Source organism: Comamonas sp. NyZ500 (assembly GCF_016772095.1).
Taxonomy (GTDB): domain Bacteria; phylum Pseudomonadota; class Gammaproteobacteria; order Burkholderiales; family Burkholderiaceae_C; genus Comamonas; species Comamonas thiooxydans.
Map to the genome: position 1 here is coordinate 291,117 of NZ_JAEIJE010000002.1, position 21,683 is coordinate 312,799.

The following is a 21,683-nucleotide window of genomic DNA, read 5'->3' on the forward strand; positions in this document are numbered from 1 at the left end:
GCCCGACACTGTGATCCGGGCCTGCGCGCTCCGCTTGCATGTTGAGCTGGCGACAGCAGGGCATGCAGAGCGAGCCGCGCGCAGATGATTCAGCCAAACGCTAAACAAAGCTGTAGGGCATCCCATAGAGAGCGCGGTTGCGCTACTCGTGATTTCTATGGAATTTGATCGTATCCAAAACTGCATGAGGCAAGCTTGCGAGTTACTTGATACTCTTCGCCAGAATACTGGCGAACTCGACCTCGTTCCGAAACAAGGTGCAGGTTCTTCCTTGCCCGCGAACCAATGACATACAGCAATTTCATCGCGCTTTCTTGACCGTTCGGATCATTGAAATGCGGCACCATATCTTCTAATAATGCATAAGCGATCACTGCATCGAACTCGGCTCCCTTGACGCCGTGTATCGTCGAGATGGTGATTCCAGTCCTATGCTGAAATACCTTCCTGAATGTCTCAATATCGCCTATAAATTCGCTACCTTCACTCTTCAATCGATTTACCCGGGCTTGCGAACTATCGAAGAAGGCAACGTGATGCTCTTGAAGCAGCGTGAAAAGGCGAAAGTCGATTGCTAAGTTTGCAAACAGACGCTCGAAAAATGCGCTCAAGTAGGTAAGACCATCTGTTTCATCGATCTTAATTGCATTGCACTCCCTCAACAAGGACCTCCGCGTGAGCTTCGACACGCTAGCCCCGGCCGCCTCTAGGTCATTCAGAATCTCCCCGGCCCACCGCAGTCTGCGCACATACATTCCCGGCGATGCCTGAGTAAGTGCAATCTTAGAAAGCCTGTACCAGAAATTCTCTGTGTCCCGTGCAAAGGGAACCATACCGGGGCCATCGAATGAGTACTCCGGCATGCTGGCGACCAAACGACGTGTCATGCTTGCAAGATGCGTCCACTGTGGCGCGAGAATGCACACCTCGTGAGGTGAGATGCCCATAGTCTCAATGTTGAAACGGATGAGCCGGATGAGCTCAGCGTCCAGATCATTTTTGCTCACTGTGTCGTCGAATGAAATAAGGCTTGGGTACGCCTTGTCCTCGGATGCGGCTTCGATGCGTGTGTTGTGAACGTTGTAGTTTCCGAAGTACTCAATGATGCGCTCAGAAGAACGGTAGTTCCGCGACAGTTCGAGTTCGTCCAAATCGATATTGGCCATCGCCTTGAAATCCTCGAAGGCAATCGGATATCCGCCAAGCGATTGATAAATCGCCTGGTTAGGATCTCCGACAATAAAGGCCTTGGTCGCACCTTGACCAGCTTTCAGAATGGCGGTGATGATCGAATACTGAATTCGTTTGGTGTCCTGATACTCGTCGATCAGCACGAAAGAGAACAACTGTGCCAGAAGAGTGCTGATCGCAGGATGACGTGCGATCAGTTGGTACGCATAGTAAAGAATGAGCTCAAAGTCTAGCTGCCGACTTTCGTGCAGAATCTCAAAATACTTGCCCAATATGACGTGAAGACCCGAATGCTTCCAATCTTGTGGGCAGGAGAGCACATATCCAGTTTCGGTGTAATAAAACTCACAATCCCAGAATGTTATTTTTGGCTTCTGGTAAGGCTTGCACAATGCCTCCAGGATTTTCTCGCGCTCATGCTGATCGATCACACGGAAGCCTCGATCCAACGCTTCGTGATAGATGCCGTACGGTTTCAATATCCATTCAAGACAGAACGAATGTATCGTTCCTATCCATAATCGGGATGTATCCACCCCAAGGCTCTCAATGCGCTCGTGGATTTCGTCGGCGGCACGGTGCGTATAAGTGATGGCAACGACAAACTGCTTGTTCGATTTCAGCCTGGACAACTCATAGGCGATTTTGTAGGTGAGCGTGCGCGTTTTCCCGCTGCCCGGGCAAGCGATGAGAAAGACGCTCCCTGGCTTCAGAATGGCTGCTTCCTGCTCGGGATTCAGATCATCTTTGTTCCACATGAACATGATCAGAACACCGCGAGTACATCGTTGATGCGATCATCTGGGAACGTGGCAAGCATCTCGTTTCGGATGCCGACGAAGTCGATGTCTCCATTTCGGAAGGCCAGCAGCTTGGCCCTAAAGTCGTCGAATACGGCAGACGCAGTGAAGATATCTTCTGCATCGATGTAGTTCACGCGGTAGCTCAGCACGTTAAACCAGACTTCCTTAGTGACCACCGGATGCGCAAAAGCGATGGCGTCCAAGATGTACTTCGGAATGGCGGTCTGCGGATCGATCTTCTTTCCCAGCAAGATGGCAAACCATCCCTTGCCGTAGTTGTCCGCCATGGTCAATGCGCGCTGACCGAACAACGCGATGTCCGCTGATTCGAGCTCCGCCTTGGCCGTCGCGATGGTTGGTGCATCCTTGTAGACATCAGGAAGGATGCCGACCACCTTACGCGCATTGCCGGCGGCAATGAAGTCGACCTCGAAGGTATGGGGGGCAAAGAATGGAGAAACCCACCCGTTATCTTTGAAGGTGTCTTCCAATAACGCTTTCCTGGCGACCCCTTTTTCCTGGGATGCCTGATACTTGCCCTTGCGCCGGAGCAGCCCTTCGGAGTCTCCCGCCGCCGGCGTTGTGTCAATGATGGACTTGTCAAGGTCGGTGACGATGCTGCACCGCTTCCGGATTCGGGCATCATCGAAAAGAACCGCGACGTTCTGAAATCCAGTGCTGCGGATATTAATTAAACTGATGCCGAGTTCATCAAGGCTGACGCCTAGCACGTTCTTGATCAGGATCGGAACGAGAATTTCTTCTGCATCGCCCTCCACTAAGAGGACGCTCTTGGCAAACAACAAGTTGCTACGGACAGCATCCAGGTAGCGTTGAATGTTGCCGATCTCTTCTGGGTTTAGGCCAATTGCAGGCTGGTATGCCTCGCAACGATCACCTTCTCTGCCGAGGATGTTCACGTTCTGAACATTGCTGACCTCAGAGATGTGCGTCGAATGGGTCGAATAAATGATCTGTGTGTCGTCGTATTTGAGCTTGTCGAACAGTGTTTTCTGGATATGTGTGTGAATGTGAGCTTCCGGCTCTTCGATAAGCAGAAAGTTGGCGATCGACTGTTTAGCCTTTTGATACTTGAATTCAAGCAGTTTCAACGTGAGGAATATCAGGTTTGCTCCACCAAGGCTCAGCTCGTGGATCGGTCCTTCGTGGCTCTCCCCCGATTCGCCAACGAACAGCTTGAGCGACTGGAACAACTTGTCAGCTTCGTCTGGCAGATCCGACTTGATAGAAAGAGAAGACGGCGAATACGCCTCACCCGCCGCATCCTTGATGGTGTCTCTGATATCCGTCCGGACGACCTGCACGTCTGGCAACGCTTCGATGGAGTCATTCAATGCCTTTACCCCGTCGGTGATAGCCTGGAACGCCACGGGGTCGATATCGCCGCTCTTGCCCTTCAGAAGCGAAAAGAGCGGATTTGTCCGGTTGTTGTGAAATTCGGAGACGACGTCCCGTAGCGCCTGGACGAAAGTGAACGAAATTTCTTTGGAGACGGACAGCACGTTCGGAATCTTCGCGCCGATAACACGAAATTCAACCTCTTCATTGAATCGAACATTCGCGAAGTCGCCGACCACATCCTTATAGAAGGCCTCGTCGTTGAAGTCGGCTTCACTCCGACCTGTGAAAATCGTTTCATAGTCGTCGATGGTGACCGGGTTCAGGATAGCGTCGAGGCCTGCCTGATCACCATCGTTCAATTGAGAAAGTCGCAGCCTGATTTCCTTCTTCGGACGAAAGATCAGGTTGTAAGTGGCCTTGCCGTTCGCCTCTTCCTCAATTACGCCCGTCCCATGTCGGAAGAGCGCCTGCACTGATTCATCCGCAGAGATTTCCTCAAACTCAAGACTGATGATGATCCAATGTCCCTGCCAGCGCCCTAGGCCGCGATGAAAGTCGGTATGCTCCAGCCGGTAGGCAGAGCGAATCATGTTGTCATCAAGCAGCAATCTGATTGCGCGAAAGAGATTGGTTTTGCCAGATCCATTTTCGCCGATGACAGTGTTGATACCCTTCTGGAACAGCAGCTTCGTGTTGGGAAAGTTCCGGTAGTTGACCAGGCTGAGCTTGGATATATGCATTTGATTCAATCTTGTTGTTGAAATCCACATGCCGATCGGCCGATGGATTGGTTGAACACTGCAGCCATTGATCCCAACTACGGAATGGCCAACTGTCAGTTGGTTTTAGAACGGCACCGTGTCTAAGGTAGGAATCGGTTGGAGCGCATTTTTAATCTCGGTTAGCCTTGCAAGTAGTTCATCGAAAGTCACGATCACGATCTCTGCGAACGCATTTCGAACGAGCTCGAATGACTTTCTTTGCTGATGCTCTTGTGGCGTCATGCCAGCGACAACTATGCAGCGAACCGCATAGCTGTGGAGGTCGTATCGGTTCATGTTATTTTTTATGACGGGTAGTTCACTCTGCAATTTGAAACGCTGATCTAGAATTTGAGCAATCGCTCCACCCAATTCTGTCGATGGGCCAAAAACATCATCTCCACGATAGGGAGATTTTCCTAGCAGTTCGGTTTGCGGCTTTTTTATCTCAATGAGGCCAAGATTGCCCGTGGAAGCGGATGCGTATAGAAAATCTGAAAATTTTCCGCCGGACCCGTTAAGTCGCTTGCCACCTGCATAAGCTTGCCCCTGAACCAGCATGGCTGGAACGGCAAATGCAAGACTAAGTATGAAAGGATTTTCCAGAAAGAAGCTTTGCCACTTGCTTTCCGTCAGTCCTTTTCCAAGCATTTCCTGGTATCGCTCAATCAGTTGATTCAGTGTGATGAGCTCAATATCATTCTTTAATGCCAGCAGCGAGCGCGGCTCAGATTCCGCCAGTGCTTCTATATTGTCTTGAACCATGCGAACAGCGGCGCGCCGATCACGCTTGGAAAGCGTCACATGCTGCCGCCCACCATCGGTCATTTCCGTTAGTGCATCAGGTCTTACGCTCTTCTTTAGAGCGGGAAATTGTGCTGAATCGGCAGCATGTAATAAGGTCTGGTAGACATGAAATTGCTTGTCCTTGCGCGCGTCTCTCTGGTGGCGAGAGGCTATGCGATTTAATTCTTTTCTTAATTCATGAAATCTTCTTATTCCGAGAATAAAGAATGGCGAATCAATTTTCGCGTCATTTCCTTTGTGGACAATGAGTATGCTTACGTTTTCTAAGCTGGCGGCTGTTTCGCAAATTTGCCGATATTCCCACAGAAGCCCCAAACCGAATCGAAAATCTTTGGCAAACCCATCCGGCAACTGCTCAAGAAGCCCAACGACATCGTCAGTAGTCTCTGGCAGTATGTAGGGCTCGATAACAGGCCGAGCGACGACGATGCGTTCAAGGGTGCCGTATTTAGGTTGCAGGTAATCGTCGCGATCTTCTCGAATATTAAGAGGCCAAATGGTCAATCTGTCTGGACACACATTGAGCAGTCTCGCTATTGGCGAATCCGGCTTGCGCTCCGCTGCGGGAATATCAGTGAAGAAAACGTTAATGCCTTCCTCTTCCGGTTCGGCTGCTTCAATGACAAGGAAGGGGCCGCCGTCCAAACGCTCACGTTGATTGAATGCTGAAGGTCTGATAGATGCCATGAACTATTCTTGATCCCTACTGTTCAGAGAAACGATTTGCGGGCCTTGCCTCAGCGCAACCTTATGGTGCCTTCCGATCAGAATCGGACGACACACGATTGATGTCAAAGGGGAGTGCCTTATCTGCCGCGATTCGGGTCAGCAGCATCCGAATCGCATCCGAAATTGATAACCCCATTTCAGCCAGAACAACAGTTGCGGCTTCTTTAATCTGCCCGTCAATCCGGGCACGAACGACGTCGTTACTTGCCATTGTTGCGCTCACAATAGATGTAGCTACATTGTGGCTCATAAGTACTATTGCGTCACTTACATTTTGTTGTGAACAGTAGAGCATCCCGGCGTGCCGCCGTCGGGCTCGCGGGCGTTGCCCCGCGCCTCGTGCCGAGTCGCGGCCATGCGGCTTTGATCCCTGATGCCTCCGGCCGTCTCTTCGCTCCTGGCCTGCGCGCGGCGCTTGCCCTCCAGGGGATCGGCTGGACAGCCCATCCCCGCCGCGCCTTGCTTGGCGCCCCTCGCATGCACCGAACAGGTTGCACCTGATCGACCAACAGCCATCCAGCTAGGCGTGCCGCTGGCACGCAGGGGCGCTCGCCGCGCGGCGTTGGTTTCAGCGCACCCCCTGGCCCATTGGCCGCTGTTCGTCTTTCCCCAAGTTCATCGCTTTTTCCCGCGACCGTAGCCCGCGGTGCCTGGCCGTCAAGGCGCGCAGGGCCGAGTCCTCGCTGCGCTGCGGGCCGCACCAACCCTGCGCTTCTCCCTTGACGGCCAGTCCCTCGCTGGCCCGGTTTTTCGCGGGCGATGAACTCAGGAAAGACGGCGGCAAACAGGACCGGCCCAGGTCTCTGCGCCGAACCAACCGAAGCCACAACGGGCTCCGAATCTTGGAATCCGGTCAGCTTTGAAACCACAGCAACTCATTGGAGAAAACCATGCAACTCGCATCTCGATTCGCTTCCCATTCCCCGACGCTGCGCAGTGACTACCCGCTGTCCGACGACCAAATCCGCCGCGTAGCCCCGTCCATCTTCGCGGAGGCCCCGCACGATAGCCGCTCCGAACGGTACGCCTACATTCCCACCGCCGCCGTGCTGGCGGAACTGCGCAAGGAAGGGTTTGAACCCTTCATGGCAGCGCAAACCCGCGTGCGGCACGACGACCGCCGCGACTACACCAAACACATGATTCGCCTGCGCCATGCCAGTCAGATCAACGGCGCGGAAGCCAATGAAATCGTGCTGCTGAACTCGCACGACGGCACCAGCAGCTATCAGATGCTGGCCGGAATGTTCCGGTTCGTTTGCAGCAATGGCCTTGTGTGCGGCGATACCGTGGCCGATGTGCGCGTGCCGCACAAGGGCGACGTGGCCGGTTCTGTCATCGAAGGCGCTTTCGAGGTGTTGAGCGGCTTCGAACGCGTGAAGGAATCCCGCGACCTGATGCGCGCTATCACGCTGGACGAAGGCGAAGCCGAAGTGTTCGCCCGTTCCGCGCTGGCCCTCAAGTACGACCCCACCGATAACAAGCCCGCGCCCATCACGGAAAGCCAAATCCTGATGCCGCGCCGGTTCGACGACCGCCGCCCGGACTTGTGGAGCGTGTTCAACCGCACCCAAGAAAACCTGACCAAAGGCGGATTGCATGGCCGCAGCGCCAACGGACGCCGCCAGCAGACCCGCCCCGTGCAGGGCATTGATTCCGATGTGCGCCTCAATCGCGCCCTCTGGATGTTGGCCGATGGCCTGCGCCAGTTGAAGGCCTGATTCCCCACGCGGCAGGGGCAGGCAGCAGCCCTTGCCGCTTTCTTCGCTGCTGCATCCCTGAACCGATAGGAGTTATCACCATGAACGCCATTACCCAAACCGAAGCCCGCGCCCTCAACACCGCCGCCGCTATCCCGCTGGAAGCCGCCGACCCGACCAAGAACCTGATTTTGGTTCCGCTGTCGCGGCTGGTGTCGCGTCCTGCTGGCCGCAACGTGCGCAAGACCCCGCGCATGTCCATTCCCGAACTCGCCGCGAGCATTCAGCGTGTCGGCCTGCTGCAAAACCTCATCGTCATTGCCGCCGCCGATGGCGAGCATTACGAAGTCGTGGCCGGTGGCCGCAGGCTGGCCGCGTTGAAGCTGCTGGCGAAGAAGCGCCGCATCAGCAAGGAATGGGAAGTGCCTTGCCTGTTGGTGGCCGATGGCACCGCCCGCACGGCCAGCCTCACCGAGAACGTGCAGCGCGAAGCCATGCACCCCGCCGACCAGTTCGAGGCATTCGCCGCGCTGGTGGCCGAAGGCCGACCCATCGAGGACATAGCCGCCGATTTCAGCGTCACGCCGCTGGTGGTGCAGCGCCGCTTGAAGCTGGCGAACGTCTCGCCCCGGCTGCTGGCCGACTACCGCGCCGAAGCCGTGACGCTCGATCAGTTGATGGCCCTTGCCATCACCGACGACCACGCCGCGCAGGAAACCGCGTTCTACGACGCGCCGACGTGGCAGCGCAACCCTTCCCAATTGCGCGACCGCCTCACCGAGCGCGAGATTGACGCATACCGGCATCCGCTGGTGCGTTTCGTGGGGCTGGATACCTACGGAGCCGCAGGCGGTGGTGTGCGCCGTGACCTGTTCGCGGAAGGTGACGCGGGCGTGTATCTGACCGATGCCGCGCTGCTGGAACGGCTGGCGCAAGACAAGCTGGCAGGTATCGCCGCCGAGGTGAAGGACGAAGGCTGGGCGTGGGTGGATGCCACCCCCGCCGTGACCCATGCCGACCTGCACGCCTTCCAGCGTGCGCCGAGGGAGCGCCGCGAACCGAACAAGCGCGAAGCGCAGCGCATCGAGAAGCTGCAAACCAAGATGCACGAACTGGCCGCCGCCGTGGATGACGCGCTTGATACCGAGGACGAGGAAAAGGCCGATGCCTTGCAGGAAGAAGGCGAAGCCGTGGGCGAGCAGTTGCAGGCGCTGGAAGATGGCTTGCAGGACTACGGCACGACCGTGAAGGCCGCAGCCGGTGCCATCGTCACCATCGACCGCAACGGGCAGGCAGTGATTCATCGCGGGTTGATGCGCGAGGCCGAGGCCAAGGCGCTGCGCACACTGGAACGCCTGCGCCAAGGTTTCGGCAGCGAAAGCGAAGCCGGGAACGACGACGAAGGCGAGGACGACGAGCAGCCCAAGACCGCCGCCATGTCCGACAAGCTGGCGCAGCGGTTGAGCGCCCACCGCACCGCCGCGCTGCAAATCGAAGTCGCCCGGCATCCGCAAGTGGCGCTGGCCGCGCTGGTGCATGGCATGGTGCAGACCGTCTTGCAGGGCAGCCACTACGGCCACGACTTGCCGCTGGGCGTGAGCCTGAAAGCGCAAGACCGGCTGGAAGGCATCGCCCCGGATATACCGGATTCGCCCGCCGCCGTGGCGCTGCGCGAGTTGCAGCAGGTAGCAGGCGAAGGCTTGCCGGAGGACAGCGCCGAACTGTTCGCCGTGCTGCTAGCGAAGTCGCAAGATGAACTGGTGCGGCTGCTGGCGATATCCGTGGCCGTCACGGTGGACGTGGTGACACCCCGCGCCACGCCGCAGCAACCGGGCGCGGAACTGGCGCAGGCTGTCGGCTTGGACATGGCCGCATGGTGGAAGCCCACCAATGAGGGTTATTTCCGGCATGTGCCGAAGGCCGCGATTCTGGAAGCCGTGGAGCAGTACGCCCCGGCGCACGTCACCCGGCTGGCGAAGTTGAAGAAGGCCGACATTGCCAGCGAAGCCGAGCGGCTGGCCGATGGCACCGGCTGGATGCCTGCCATCTTCAAGGCCGAAGGCACCGACGACACCACGGCGCAGGATGCGCCGCAGGCGGTGACGAACGACGAGCCGGAAGCCATCGACAACGACGACGAGCAGCAGGCCCACGCACTCGCCGCCTGACCTTCACCACCACCGAGCGCCCCGGTTTCGGCCGGGGCGCTTCGCTGTTCCATCAGCATCGGCCCCAGGCCGTTCCGCCCTGGTGCCGATGGTCAAAAATCCGGGCGCGGCGGTGGCCGCGCCCGGTTTCCAAGCCCAAAGCCAGAACGCCCCTTCGCCGCCTTCGGGCGGACGGCGAAGGGGCGGCGCACAAGTGACCTTGTGCGCGGGAAACCCTCGAAGCCCATAAGTGCGTCGGCGCACAGCGCCGACGACATTCCGAACGCGCCCCACCGCAATGGACGGGCGTGTGGGGCTACGCCCCGGCTTGCTGCCGCAGGTTGCACGAAAGCGTGCCGTCCTCGACGCTGGCGGTTCGTCGCCTGTACGTCACGAAGGACGGTTCACCGACACGCCGCCCGGCCTTGCAATGGAGCTTCCACGCCACGCCTCACGCAAAGGGCCGCAAGCAGCGGTAGGAACGCTTTCACCTTGTCGCTGGGCATTGTCCTTGCCCGTGTCAGGGCGCAGGCCGGTGAAGCCGTCGCGCGGGGATGCCGAGTCGGCCATGCCTCCATTCGGGAGCGGGCGGCCAGTACGTCCTTGTGTTGTTGTGAATCCTGGCGGTGGCTGGGCTTCATGGCCGCAACCTTCCAGCGAAAACAATTCCCCCTGCGCTGCGCGCATTCCTCGCGGGACAAATTCTTTTCGCTTCCAGGTTCTCCACGGTGTTGCGACCGCTGCGCGGTGCGGCCAGCCCATCCCCCGCCGGACGGATCACAACAAGGACGCACTGGCGCGACCTTGTTCAACCCGAAAGGAGAAATCATCATGGCTAACATCGGCACCTTCACCGCAGAGAAAGACGGCTTCACCGGCCAGCTCCGCACCCTGACCCTCAACTTCAAGGTCAAGCTGGTTCCCAACGACAAGGGCGAGAACGAAAGCGCCCCGGACTTCCGCCTGCAAGCGGCCGGCCACGACTTCGGCGCGGCGTGGAAGAAAACCAGCGAGGCCGGGCGGGATTACCTGTCGGTGGCCATCGACGATCCTTCATTCCCGGCGACGGTCTATGCCCGCCTGATCGAAGGCGAGAATGACACGCACGACCTCATCTGGTCGCGCAGCAAGCCCAAGGCGGCCTGACGGCCGCCCACCGCGCCCCGCCCATTGCGGCGGGGCGCGGTGCTGCTGATCGCAGCATCGCACGCACAGGGTTTCGGCAGTTGCCCCATGTCCCGCATGTCCAAGGCCAGCATTGCATTGGTGATGGTCGAATGGCTCGAAGCCCGTGGCAGTAGGAACAGCATGGCGTGTCGGCGCATTGCGCCGCCGGGCTTTCGGGCTGCGCCCCATGCCGCCAATGGCGTCATGTCCATTCGGCTTCAATCCCTCACGCCTTCGCGCCTGGCGGCGCTGCGCGCTCCGCTTGCGGGCATTCAGACGCGCTAGGGCGCGTCGCGCTCTTTCAGCACGGCCTCGAACTCCTGGCGCACCCGCGCCAGCAGTTCGTCGGCCTTGTGCGTGTCGTCGCCGGCGTAGGCCAGCGTCAACAGCGTCAGCGGATGCACTTCCATGACCTCGCACAGCTCGGTCAGCTTGTGCAGGGTCGGACTTTTCAAGTCGCGCTCCAGCGTACTCATATAGGTGCGGCTGGACACGTCGGAGAACGCTTCCTGGCTCAAGCCTCGCGCCTTCCTGACTGTCCGTATTGCCGTTGCCAATGAGTGTTTCGCTGTCACTAACTTGGTTTCCCCATAAAAACCAAGATGACAGCCCATTGCGCCCTATAGGGCTACAATCTATAGTGTTCATTCATGGCTGAAAGGCCCGCTTTCGTGCTTTTACGGAAATCCGCAGATGCGGATTCCGACAGAACCGGGGAATCGCATCCGTGTCTTTCCGGCTTCCGACAATTCCGCTTCGGCGCTTCTGTTCTTCTACGGATGCGATGGCTTGCACATCGGTGCTTCCACACGAATGCACGGATGCGTTTCGGCAGTTCTGCGCTTCGGCACCAAAGCGCATTCGCGCATCGTCGGTTTCGTGGAGAAGCTGCCCATGACCCTGCCGCTTGTCACCGCTGATGAACGCGCCCGGCTGCTGGCCCACGGCGCGGCGCTCGCCGCTGGTCAGCGGCTCGACCCGCTGCCCGTGGTGCGCTTGTTCACCCCGGACGCGCATGTGACCTGGCTGCTGGTGTCGCTCGACCCGGCGGATGGCGACACGGCCTACGGCCTGATCGACCTCGGTATCGGTATGCCTGAGCTCGGGATGGTCAAGCTGTCCGACCTGGCGGGCATCGTCGGGCCGCGCAAGCTGCCGGTGCGGCGGGATCGGTATTTCCAGGCGGTGCGCCCGTTATCGGAGTACGTCCGGCTGGCGCAGGAGAACGGCGCGATCACGGACTGATGAAAACCAGCGCGGCCTAGCCAGCCGGGGCGCATCGTGACTATTTCAATCTTGATCAAGACCGTGCAGGTCTGAATCCGCATTCTTGCACCGAAGTGGTGCGATCCTGTTGAAAACAGTCCTGATCTTGGGCGCGGGCTGCGGCACGGTGTTCGGTGCTGCGCGTCATTTTCCTGAAGGCGTAGCCGTCGCATTCAGACGATTTCCGCAACACGCAGAGCCAAATGGTCTTGACACCGACAGTTACAGCCTAACCAATTTTGATGACGACCTGATGGCATTTCGATAGTTCCCGCATCGCGGAAATCGTGGCGACGCATCCCAAACAGAGGGAGGTTTCGCCATGACTGATCGCAGCGCCGAACACTGGTATCCGACAGCGGCCTATCTCTACGTTCTGCACCTTGACGGCCCTGCGCTGGCGTGGGAATACCTGCGCCGAAATCCCGACTACCGCCGCGACTGGCTGCGCCGCCGCCGCCGGCCGGACACGGCGCAGGCGTGGGGCCTGCGCCTGCTGGAAGACCCAGCCCTGGATGCGCGCGACGCGCATCCGGCCTGGTTTCCCGATCACGATGCCGTCGTGCAGGTTTACCCGGACGATGACCCGCCACCCGAAGCCCATGCCTTCGAGTTCTGGCGCGTCCCTGGCCGCAAGCAACTGATCCACGACGGCAAGCGCCTGGTGCTGGTGTCGCATTGGCCCGGCTGCTGCCTGCGGCTCGCGCTCGCGCCGGGCCTGGAAGACGGCATGGCCTACCTCTACGCCACCCGCGCCTGCGCCACGCCCTGCGCGCGCTATCGCACGCTCGCGTCCGAGCTGGACGCATTGGCCGTGGCCACGGTTGCCACGCCTGCGGCGGCGGCCCGTTCCAGGCCCACGACGGCCGCGGTGCTGGAACTGCACACCTTGCAGACGCTCGACGCGACCCTGGCGGGCGCGTCATTGCGCGAAGTGGCCGAAGGGCTGTTCGGCGCCGATGCCGTCGCCGCCGACTGGCACAAGGACAGCGCCTTACGTGCCCGCGTGCGGCGGCTGGTACGTCGTGGCGATGCGCTGATGCGTGGCGGCTATCGCCGCCTGGCACAGCTTCCGCCGCCGTTGCAGTAGGGGGGGACGTTTCGCGTCCCCCGTAGATCGTCCCTTAGCAAGCAGCCTCGCTTTCTTGAAAGTGCCTCTAACCGGCCGCGTGGTGTGGCCGGGCTTGATGGAGGTACATCCCATGCGACCCGCTCCCTTGCGGCCTGCCGCCGCTGCTGTCGCTGCGCCTGCGCAGCCCCAACGCTACCTGACCAACGACGAAGCCGCCGAGTACCTGCGCCTGTCGCCACGCACGCTGGAGAAACAGCGCGTGATCGGCGGCGGCCCGAAGTTCCGCAAGTTCGGCCGCCGCGTCATGTACGCGGTGTCCGACCTCGATGCCTGGGCCGACCAGCGCAGCTACGAGGCGACTTCCGACCCGGAATATGCCGAACGCCACGCGGGCGATTACCGTGATGGCCGCTGATCGCTGGCGCGTGGGTGGCCGTCGCCATGTCCAGCCCGCCAGGGCAAGCCTTGCAGCGCGAACAGCTCGACCTGTTCCGCGCGCTGCCGGGCGACATGGCACCCCGCGACAGCCAGGACTTGATGGCCTTTCCGTTCTTCTCGCTGGCGAAGTCGCGGCGTACCGCGCCGATCGACTTCCGCGCCGGCGGCATCACCATCCGCGTGGAGGGTACGCAGGAGCACGGCATCGCAACGATATGGGATGCCGACCTGCTGATTTGGGCCGCCTCGCAGATCGTGGAGGCGCGCGACGCGGGCTTGCGCCCGTCGCGCTGGATACGCGCCACTCCCTACGAGATCCTGCGCTTCATCGGGCGCGGCACGTCTCTCAACGACTACCTGCGCCTGAAAGCCGCGCTCGACCGGCTGCAATCGACCACGGTGGCCACGTCCATCCGCGAAACCACGGGAAGGCGATTGCATCGCTTCTCGTGGATCAACGAGTGGAAGGAACTGGCCGATGCCAGCGGCGTGCCGCTGGGCATCGAACTGATCCTGCCGGACTGGTTCTATGCGGGCGTGCTCGATGCCGCCTTGGTGCTGACCATCGACCCAGCCTATTTCCGCTTGAAGGGCGGGATCGAGCGCTGGCTGTACCGCCTGGTGCGCAAGCACGGCGGCAAGCAGCCGGGCGGCTGGCAATTCGACTTCCGGCACCTGCACCGCAAGTCGGGCAGCGCTGCGCGCTTCTCCGACTTCGCTTACGACCTGCGCGTCCTGGTGGCGCGGCAGTCGCTGCCCGGCTACGTCCTGGGCATCGAGCGAATGCCGGACGACGGACAAGAACTGCTGACCTTCCGGCCCGTGCTGCACACGGCACGGGGATAACTCGTGGAAAAGGTGTGGACGGCCTCGTGCTATCAGGAGTACCGGGTATCGTGCTATCGGGAGTACGCCTATCGTGCTATCAGGAGTACGAAAACGCCGGAAAGCCAATAACGGCGCGGGTTTGCGGCCCCTCTAACTTCCCTAACAAGAAATACATAACTTTTAGTAGAAGCGCGCCGTTTCGGTGGACAACCGAGAAACGGCACGGCGAACAGCGTTTTGCACGGCAGGTAAAGCCCGGCTTTCCAGCAGGGAGGGCCGCGCCATGATCCTCGCTCTGCTCAACCAGAAAGGCGGTGTCGGCAAGACCACGCTCGCCACGCACATCGCGGGCGAACTGGCGATGCGCGGCCAGCATGTCGTCCTGCTCGATGCCGACCCGCAGGGTTCATCCCTGGACTGGACGCAGCGCAGAAGCCAGCAAGGCTTGCCACGGCTGTTCAGCGCCGTGGGCCTCGCACGCGAAACGCTGCATCAGGAAGCGCCAGAACTCGCCAGGCGGGCCGATCACGTCATCATCGACGGGCCGCCGCGCATCGCCGCCTTGGCGCGCTCCGCGCTGCTGGCGGCCGAGCGCGTGCTGATCCCGGTGCAGCCCAGCCCCTACGACCTCTGGGCCAGCTCGGAAATGGTTTCGCTGATCCGCGAGGCGCAGGTGTTCCGGCCGCTGCTCCGCGCGGCCTTCGTCATCAACCGGCGCGTCAGCACCACCATCATCGGGCGCGAGGCGCGGCAATCGCTCGCCGAACAGCCGCTGCCCGCGCTGCGCTCGGAGGTGCATCAGCGCATCGTCTTCGCCGACAGCGTGGCCGCTGGCCGGCTCGCACGCGAGACAGCGCCCGACAGTGCCGCCGCCCGCGAAATCACCGCCCTGGTGGACGAACTGCTGCGGTGGCCGACATGACAGCGCAGCAGCCACCCAACAGCAAACGCACGGGCAAGCGCGTCGGCATCGGCGCACGTCCGCCCGCGAATCCGCACGCCGAGGCGTGGATTCGTCAGGGCGATGCCGACGCGCTGGGCAAAGGCGACCTCTACACGGCCCGCCTCACGCTCGACATCACGCCCGCCATGCGGGCGCGCATCAAGGTGTCGGCCTTCACGCAAGGCGTGACCGTGGCCGACCTGCTGCGCGGCCTGCTGGAGCGGGAGTTTCCGCCGGAGAACACACCATGAACGCATTCGCTTGGCCTGCCGCGAACGCGGCACCGGCTGCGCCGCTGCCTGCGCTTTCGGCACTCGCCGGACAGGCCGGCAATGTGCCGCTGACGCGCGTTTCGCTGGCCTACCTCGAACATCGCTTCAAGCTCTACCTGCGCTTCGGCGAACCGGCGCGCACGCTTCAGCTCGACCGCTGGCGGCGCTGCGCGGTGTTCCTGCCGGGCGCGATGCTCTGCCGCATCCGCTGGCAGGCCAACGACTACGGCACGATCCGCTGGCAACTCATGGTGATGCAGGCTTGCACACCGCTGGACGCGGCGCAGCGCATCCCCGGTGTTCAGCCGGGCGCGCGCTTGCTCCTACACACCGAAGGCGATGCCAACGTGCGCGCCGTGCTGGAGCGCATCGACGGCATCGAGGCGCTGGGCATCGCTGCCATCGACGTGTCGCCGGCGTACTGGCGCACGCTGGGCAACCGTCTTGCGGCTCGCCTTGCGCTGCCCGAATACACCACCGAGCGGCATACCGCCTGGCTGGCCGGGAAGGTGCTGCCATGACCGCCCCGACCACCACACCCAACGCGCCCGACGTGGCGCCGCGTCCTCGCTCACGCCTGCGCGCTCGCATCGTGCTGGCGACACTGGCCGCCATCGGCTTCGCTGCGCTGGCCTGGGCGGCTTTCGTGTCGCCGCTGCCGCGTCTGACCTACAACCCGTCCGACAGCGTGGCGGTCGGCTGGTATCGCATTGACCCGTTCGACCCGCGCACCGCCTCGCTGCCACGTCCGTTGTCCGTGGACAGCATCGTGCTGGTGCCGCTTCCGGCCACGGCTGCCGCGCTCGCTGCGCAGCGCGGCTACCTGCCGACGCGCGTTCCGCTGCTCAAACGTGTGGGCGCGGTCGCGCCGCAACACGTCTGCATCGTCGCCGGTCAGGTACGCATCGACGGCGTGCCTTCGGCCGCCGTACTGCCCGCCGACCGGCTGGGCCGGGCGCTGCCGTCCTTGCAGCTTTGCCGCCGCCTTGAACCGGGCGAACTGCTCCTGTTGAGCGTGACGAATCCAGCATCGTTCGACAGCCGCTATTTCGGCCCGGTCAGCGCATCCGCCGTGATCGGCGTTGCGCATCCGGTGTGGCCGGAGATACGCCCATGATGGCCGCCGATTCGCTGCGCTCTGACGTGCCATCGGGCATGTCGTTCTGCTGGCTGCTTCAGTGTCGCTGCGCCTGTCGTGCCGGTGCATTCGCACCGCACGTCGCGCAGCATCCGGCGCAGCCGTCCAACGTTCAGGCGTCTTGCCTCGAACGCGCCCGGCCTGCGGCCATTGGCGCTTTCGCCGGCGCGCTGTCTGTTCACGCAGCAGCGCCGCCGGGCCGCCGTTGCCTGGAGCGACAGCGAAGGGCAAAGGCGGAAGGCAAGACAAAAGGACGCGGCACCTGGCCGCGTCGAAAGCCAGTCAGCACATGGGGGGAACGCGGCACGGAGCGGCTTCGCCACCGTGCCGCGTTTGGCGCGAGGGTCGCGCCAATGCTGGCATGTCCGCGTGCTTCGCACGACAGGACACGCCCAAGCTTGCGGGGAGCGCAGCCATGACCGACAGCCGCGACGACGACTTTCGCGTGCGCCCCAGCGCCCCGAAGAACCGGGGCAAGGGCCAGGGGCAGAGCTTCGTTTCCAAGGTGCTCAAGCAGGCCGGCAAAGCCAGCAGCGGCAAGTCGGCAGTACGCCGTCCTGGCGCGGCTGGCACCGGCCAGCGGCCCGGCTCTCGGCTCGGACGTGGCCACACGGCGGCGCGCTTCGCCGGGGCGAAGCTAATGCCCATGTCGCGGCGCGTGACCATCAAGACCTTGCTGGTCAATCACCAGCGGGCCAGCCCGCAATCGCTCGCCAAGCACCTGCGCTACATCGAGCGCGACGGCGCGGGTCGCGATGGCGAACCGGGCCGGGGCTACGGGCCACAGGCCGACGAAGCCGATCTGGACGCCTTCAAGGAACGCTGCGCCGACGACCGGCACCATTTCCGCTTCATCGTCTCGCCCGAGGACGGGGCCGAGCTGGACGACCTGCGCACCTACACCCGGCATCTGGTGAGCCGCATGGAAGCCGACCTGGGCACGCGGCTGGATTGGGTGGCGGTGGATCACTGGAACACCGACAACCCGCACACCCACCTGATCGTGCGCGGGCGCGACGACACCGGCAAAGACCTCATCATCGCGGGTGACTACATCGCCCACGGCTTCCGCCATCGCGCCGCCGAGCTGGCGACCGAGTGGCTGGGGCCGCGCACCGAACTGGAGATTCAGCAGACCTTGAGGCGCGAGGTGGAACAGGAGCGGTGGACGAGCCTGGATCGCACCTTGCAGCGCGAGACCGGCGAGGATGGCCGGGTGCATGTCGAACGGCTCAACGAGCCGAGGTTGCAACGCCAGCGCCTGCTGCTGATCGGCCGCCTGCAACGCTTGCAGCGCCTGGGCCTAGCCGACGAGGTGCAGCCCGGCACCTGGGCCATTCATGCCGATGCCGAGAAGACCTTGCGTGCCCTGGGTGAGCGTGGCGACATCATCCGAACGATGCAGCGGGCCATGAGCGGCCAGCCGCGTGAGCTGGCGGTGTTCGAGCCGGGCGACGATGGTCGCAGCCTCATCGGCCGCGTGGCCGCGAAGGGGCTTGCCGATGAGTTGCACGACCGAGGCTATCTGATCATCGACGGCACGGACGGTAAGGCCCACTACGTTGCACTGAACGCCCGCGACGAACTGGCGAACTATCCCACGGGCGCTGTGGTAGAGGTGAAGGGTTCGACTGAGGTGCGCACGGCCGACAAGAACATCGCCTCGCTGGCGAGCGATGGCCTGTACCGCACCGATCATCACCTGGTAATCGAGCAGGGCCGGGCTACGCCCGGACGCGACCCGCAGGAAGTCGTCGCCGCTCATGTCCGGCGGCTGGAAGCCCTGCGCCGGGCTTGCATCGTGGAGCGCGTGGCCGAAGGGCTATGGAAGGTACCGGACGACCTGGCCGAGCGTGGCCGCCAATACGACGCGCAACGGCTGGGCGATGTAGCCGTAGAGCTGAAATCACACCTTCCTATTGAACGGCAGGCCCGCGTCATCGGCGCGACTTGGCTTGACCAGCAACTGATCGGCGGTGGCCGTGGGCTGGGCAACTTGGGCTTTGGCGGTGATACCAAGCAGGCCATACAGCAGCGAGCCGATTTCCTCGAAGAACAGGGGCTGGCACAGCGCCGCGGGCAGCGCGTCATCCTCGCGCGCAACCTGCTGGGCACGCTACGCAATCGGGAACTAGTGCAGGCCGCGAAAGACATTGCGGCGGAAACCGGCCTAGAGCATCGCCCGGTGGCCGACGGGCAGCGCGTAGCCGGTATCTACCGGCGTTCCATTATGCTCGCCAGCGGGCGCTACGCGATGCTCGATGACGGCATGGGGTTCAGCCTTGTGCCGTGGCGGCCGGTAATTGAGCCGCGACTGGGACAACAGCTTGCCGCAAAGGTTATCGGCGGAAGTGCCTCTTGGGAACTTGGACGAAAGCCCAGTATCGGTATCAGTTAGATATCAAGGGAAGCTGAGTACCAGGCGCAGTCTGCTTGGCTGCTGTGATTCTTCTTAGAGATTCAATCAATGCCATAAACTCCTTGGATTGCCTCAGTGCTTCGCCTCCCGCAGTTTGCAGGTCCAAGACATCCGTAGCCTCGATCGTGAAGGCTGTGGGCACGCGCAGCAGCGAATGCCGGATCTTGTCGTCCGGCACGTCGTTCAGACTTACGCTTACTACGTAGATTTCTGCGTCGGCCGCAAAGGGGCTGTCCGCTTGGCCACGGGTGCGGACAATCTCGGAACGCCAGTGTTGCAGGTCGTCGTTAAGCATGGCCAGCGTCACCTGGGTCTCGCGAGCGCCGGCACCGAAGATCAGCGACTCAAGTACTTGCGTCGTGCTGGGAACTCGGTCGCTACTGTCCACTCTCTCGCTCAGTCCTCGTTCGGAGTTCACCGTCACCAACACGAGTCGGCGCAAGCTTCCGGGCTTGACCTCCGAGAAATTGGCGCTCATTGAGCCCGAAGCTACTAGCCGGTCTAGCATCAGACGTACGCCGAGGTTGTCGGAGACACCACCGTCCACGAGGTGGATATAGGGCCGATCGTGCGCATTGAGGTAGCTGTCTATGCCGCTTTGCAGGATGCGTGATCTGTAATTTTGCCCTCTGACAGGCAAAGATCGGAGAGGCGGCGGACAGGTATTGGCGTTGTTTCGCACCGTTACGGGCGACAGCACCAGCGGTACTGCCGACGAGGCCGCCACCGCGAAAGACAGCGGCGTTGCATCGAGGTCGGAACAGATTAGCCGGAATTGCTCGGTGGTGAAATCGAAAGGGGCACCGGTCGTGAGGTCGGTTGCCGTGATCATCAGTTCGGGCGCGCCCGGTCGTCGGCGCACGTCACCAAAGGTGCGGCCTTCAAAAAGTTCGTCCAAGCGTTGAGCCAGGATCTGGCTGCGCCCAAACCAAGGTGAAGTTAGTCTATAAAGACGCTCAGGCCACAGAGCTTCACGTATGAGTCGCCCCTCAAAAGGCACAAGCAGAAAATCCGGCTCGAAACGAGTCAGCGTGGCATCGCCGAAGGCCGCGAAGTGCGCGGCAAGGATGCTGCCCCCCGACACTCCGCTGACCAGGAACACCTGATCCAACAGAGTGGTCTCCTGGCCCTCTAGCGCGAAGCGTGTGGCCTTGAGTTCGCGCAGCACGCCCAGGCCGAAGGCCGCCGCCCGAGCGCCCCCGCCTGACAGTGTCACCGCTACAACCACCGGTTGGTTGACCTCCGACGGCCTGATGCGTTGGTCGTTCTCGGCGAGAGACATTAAGGCGGCGTCGGAAAGTGTCGGGTTGATCCAAGGACGGTAAGTGGAACACCCTGTCAGAACTACCGTTGCCAGCACACCGGCCAAACTCCATCGTGTGAATTTACACACCTCCAGGCGCTTTACCTCTGCAAGCAGCACCACGCAGCGTTTCGAATAGACAAGAACGAGAAACGCCGGCAATTTTGCGACGAAGCAGAGCCACTCCAGAATGCTGCAGACGTTACAAGAACGGCACCCTACGAATCCCCTTGATGAGGCTCCTCGCGATCCGCGCGAAGTTATGGAATAGCAGCTATTCACGAGCCAGCACTTCTCCAAGCGCTATTGATCCGTTCAAGGCAGGTGGTGATTGCAGACTTTGCATGCCCGAGCAGTGTGTAGGAGCCTTTGAAATCCGCGAGAGCGTTGCCGTGCTCGAAGCAGCTAGCAGCAGCCACCCGACGATCTGTTTGTTCATCTACTGCCTCAAACTCCAAACTAGCTCCCCCAGTTGTCACTGGTCCAACAAGCAACGTCGTTAGGGTGTTGACTGCTCTATTGGGCGTCTCAATGGTCGTAATTGCCACACGCACACGTATGCGGCCTGACGATGCGGGAGCTTCGGACTTAGTTTGGAGATGTCGCAGTTCACTGTTGACGTGATCGAGAAGCTCTCGCACTTGCTCAGCTTCAAGCCCACCTATGCGTCCAGTTGCCGTCACTACCTGAGCATCCTCGACTAATATTTCCCGGTAACGACTGGGTTCAAAGCCTGGCGCCTTGAAGAGCAGAACATTTTCGTACTTCGTTTTTCCCAATACATCGTAATCACCAAGAAACCCTGATCGAGTCATTCCGTTTGAAGCACAGCCAGATAAGGTTGCCGTGAGGCCTGCCAGCAGCACAAAATGGATTAATGAAATAGGGCGTTTCATATATATTTTCATTTATCCCATTTTCAGACAGACGATGCCAGCAACAACCAGCGCAATTCCAACCCAACGTATCAAGGAGGCGGTATCGCCGAACACATACACGCCCACGAAAAACGCGCCCAGCGAACCGATGCCGGTCCAGACCGCATAAGCTGTTCCTATGGGGATCTGTTTAAGAGATAACCATAGGAAAAAGCCGCTGGCTGCCATACAGGCAACTGCAATCGCCGGCCCCACGTAGCGCATCGCTGCATTGGCCGCACCCATCTTGAGGCCTAGTGGCCAACCGATTTCGAACAGGCCGGCAATCAGTAGAACCAACCATGGATTCCATGACAACGGGTTCATATATTTCTCCAAATCTATTCAGTGAAAATTGATTATCAAAGCATCAAAGCATCAAAGAATAGGCAGTAGGCGGTCAATTCGCTCTGCTTCTGA

General features: G+C 60.9%; 21 protein-coding genes. 13 read left to right on the forward strand and 8 right to left on the reverse strand.

Translation table 11 applies throughout. The annotated features are described in order from the left end of the window. Positions 1–155 precede the first annotated feature (155 nt). From JAO85_RS04925 to JAO85_RS04940, 4 genes are all read right to left on the reverse strand, one after another. Positions 156–1,955, reverse strand: a complete 1,800-nt coding sequence (locus JAO85_RS04925) for a UvrD-helicase domain-containing protein (RefSeq protein ID WP_004883039.1) — start codon at positions 1,953–1,955, stop codon at positions 156–158. A 2-nt stretch (positions 1,956–1,957) separates the two neighbouring features. Continuing rightward, positions 1,958–4,096 carry an AAA family ATPase gene (locus tag JAO85_RS04930; protein ID WP_004883041.1) on the reverse strand — a complete coding sequence of 713 codons (2,139 nt, stop codon included), beginning with the start codon at positions 4,094–4,096 and terminating at the stop codon, positions 1,958–1,960. Between the two features lie 105 nt (positions 4,097–4,201). After that, the gene (locus JAO85_RS04935) at positions 4,202–5,611 is read right to left on the reverse strand and encodes a Shedu immune nuclease family protein (RefSeq protein ID WP_004883043.1); all 1,410 of its coding nucleotides are present in this window, start codon (positions 5,609–5,611) and stop codon (positions 4,202–4,204) included. A 61-nt stretch (positions 5,612–5,672) separates the two neighbouring features. Continuing rightward, positions 5,673–5,864, reverse strand: a complete 192-nt coding sequence (locus JAO85_RS04940; protein WP_004883046.1) for a type II toxin-antitoxin system RelB/DinJ family antitoxin — start codon at positions 5,862–5,864, stop codon at positions 5,673–5,675. A gap of 679 nt (positions 5,865–6,543) precedes the next feature. On the opposite strand from JAO85_RS04940, the gene JAO85_RS04945 reads away from it, so the two are divergent. The 4 genes from JAO85_RS04945 (at position 6,544) to JAO85_RS04960 (ending at position 10,952) form a co-directional block, all read left to right on the forward strand. After that, entirely contained in the window at positions 6,544–7,374 is an 831-nt protein-coding gene (locus tag JAO85_RS04945) for a DUF932 domain-containing protein (protein ID WP_004883049.1), read from the forward strand. Positions 7,375–7,454: 80 nt separating this feature from the next. Further along, a complete protein-coding gene (locus tag JAO85_RS04950) occupies positions 7,455–9,521 on the forward strand; it encodes a ParB/RepB/Spo0J family partition protein (protein WP_004883050.1) in 2,067 nt (688 codons plus the stop codon). An 810-nt stretch (positions 9,522–10,331) separates the two neighbouring features. Then, the gene (locus JAO85_RS04955) at positions 10,332–10,646 is read left to right on the forward strand and encodes a DUF736 domain-containing protein (protein ID WP_004883051.1); all 315 of its coding nucleotides are present in this window, start codon (positions 10,332–10,334) and stop codon (positions 10,644–10,646) included. Between the two features lie 87 nt (positions 10,647–10,733). Next, positions 10,734–10,952: a hypothetical protein gene (locus JAO85_RS04960; protein WP_103790875.1), complete on the forward strand. Its 219-nt coding sequence runs from the start codon at positions 10,734–10,736 to the stop codon at positions 10,950–10,952. Here JAO85_RS04960 and JAO85_RS04965 read toward each other — a convergent pair. Further along, a complete protein-coding gene (locus tag JAO85_RS04965) occupies positions 10,949–11,242 on the reverse strand; it encodes a helix-turn-helix domain-containing protein (protein ID WP_064717570.1) in 294 nt (97 codons plus the stop codon). The genes JAO85_RS04960 and JAO85_RS04965 overlap by 4 nt on opposite strands. 118 nt (positions 11,243–11,360) lie before the next feature. Here JAO85_RS04965 and JAO85_RS25600 point away from each other — a divergent pair, with 118 nt between their 5' ends. The 9 genes from JAO85_RS25600 to JAO85_RS05010 all read left to right on the forward strand — a co-directional run bounded on the left by JAO85_RS25600 (position 11,361) and on the right by JAO85_RS05010 (position 19,022). Further along, positions 11,361–11,912, forward strand: a complete 552-nt coding sequence (locus tag JAO85_RS25600) for a DUF2958 domain-containing protein (RefSeq protein WP_004883053.1) — start codon at positions 11,361–11,363, stop codon at positions 11,910–11,912. A 343-nt stretch (positions 11,913–12,255) separates the two neighbouring features. Continuing rightward, a complete protein-coding gene (locus JAO85_RS04975; RefSeq protein ID WP_004883055.1) occupies positions 12,256–13,023 on the forward strand; it encodes a DUF2285 domain-containing protein in 768 nt (255 codons plus the stop codon). 112 nt (positions 13,024–13,135) lie between these two features. Next, on the forward strand, positions 13,136–13,420 hold the full coding sequence (locus tag JAO85_RS04980; RefSeq protein ID WP_004883058.1) for an AlpA family transcriptional regulator: 285 nt from the start codon (positions 13,136–13,138) through the stop codon (positions 13,418–13,420). A 14-nt stretch (positions 13,421–13,434) separates the two neighbouring features. Continuing rightward, entirely contained in the window at positions 13,435–14,289 is an 855-nt protein-coding gene (locus JAO85_RS04985; protein ID WP_028699137.1) for a replication initiator protein A, read from the forward strand. Positions 14,290–14,554: 265 nt separating this feature from the next. Then, positions 14,555–15,193, forward strand: a complete 639-nt coding sequence (parA, locus tag JAO85_RS04990; protein ID WP_004883061.1) for a ParA family partition ATPase — start codon at positions 14,555–14,557, stop codon at positions 15,191–15,193. Further along, entirely contained in the window at positions 15,190–15,465 is a 276-nt protein-coding gene (locus JAO85_RS04995) for a hypothetical protein (RefSeq protein ID WP_004883063.1), read from the forward strand. Before parA ends, JAO85_RS04995 begins: the two co-directional genes overlap by 4 nt. Further along, on the forward strand, positions 15,462–16,007 hold the full coding sequence (locus JAO85_RS05000) for a DUF2840 domain-containing protein (RefSeq protein ID WP_004883064.1): 546 nt from the start codon (positions 15,462–15,464) through the stop codon (positions 16,005–16,007). The genes JAO85_RS04995 and JAO85_RS05000 overlap by 4 nt, the downstream gene beginning before the upstream one ends. Then, positions 16,004–16,603, forward strand: a complete 600-nt coding sequence (locus tag JAO85_RS05005; protein ID WP_004883067.1) for a S26 family signal peptidase — start codon at positions 16,004–16,006, stop codon at positions 16,601–16,603. Before JAO85_RS05000 ends, JAO85_RS05005 begins: the two co-directional genes overlap by 4 nt. Positions 16,604–17,039: 436 nt before the next feature. Continuing rightward, entirely contained in the window at positions 17,040–19,022 is a 1,983-nt protein-coding gene (locus JAO85_RS05010; protein ID WP_004883068.1) for a relaxase/mobilization nuclease and DUF3363 domain-containing protein, read from the forward strand. Here JAO85_RS05010 and JAO85_RS05015 read toward each other — a convergent pair. The 3 genes from JAO85_RS05015 to JAO85_RS05025 form a co-directional block, all read right to left on the reverse strand. Beyond that, positions 19,015–20,469: a patatin-like phospholipase family protein gene (locus tag JAO85_RS05015; RefSeq protein ID WP_196636953.1), complete on the reverse strand. Its 1,455-nt coding sequence runs from the start codon at positions 20,467–20,469 to the stop codon at positions 19,015–19,017. The genes JAO85_RS05010 and JAO85_RS05015 overlap by 8 nt on opposite strands. 155 nt (positions 20,470–20,624) lie before the next feature. Next, on the reverse strand, positions 20,625–21,242 hold the full coding sequence (locus JAO85_RS05020; RefSeq protein ID WP_004883071.1) for a DUF3313 family protein: 618 nt from the start codon (positions 21,240–21,242) through the stop codon (positions 20,625–20,627). Positions 21,243–21,254: 12 nt separating this feature from the next. Further along, the gene (locus tag JAO85_RS05025) at positions 21,255–21,590 is read right to left on the reverse strand and encodes a multidrug efflux SMR transporter (protein ID WP_004883073.1); all 336 of its coding nucleotides are present in this window, start codon (positions 21,588–21,590) and stop codon (positions 21,255–21,257) included. Positions 21,591–21,683 lie beyond the last annotated feature (93 nt).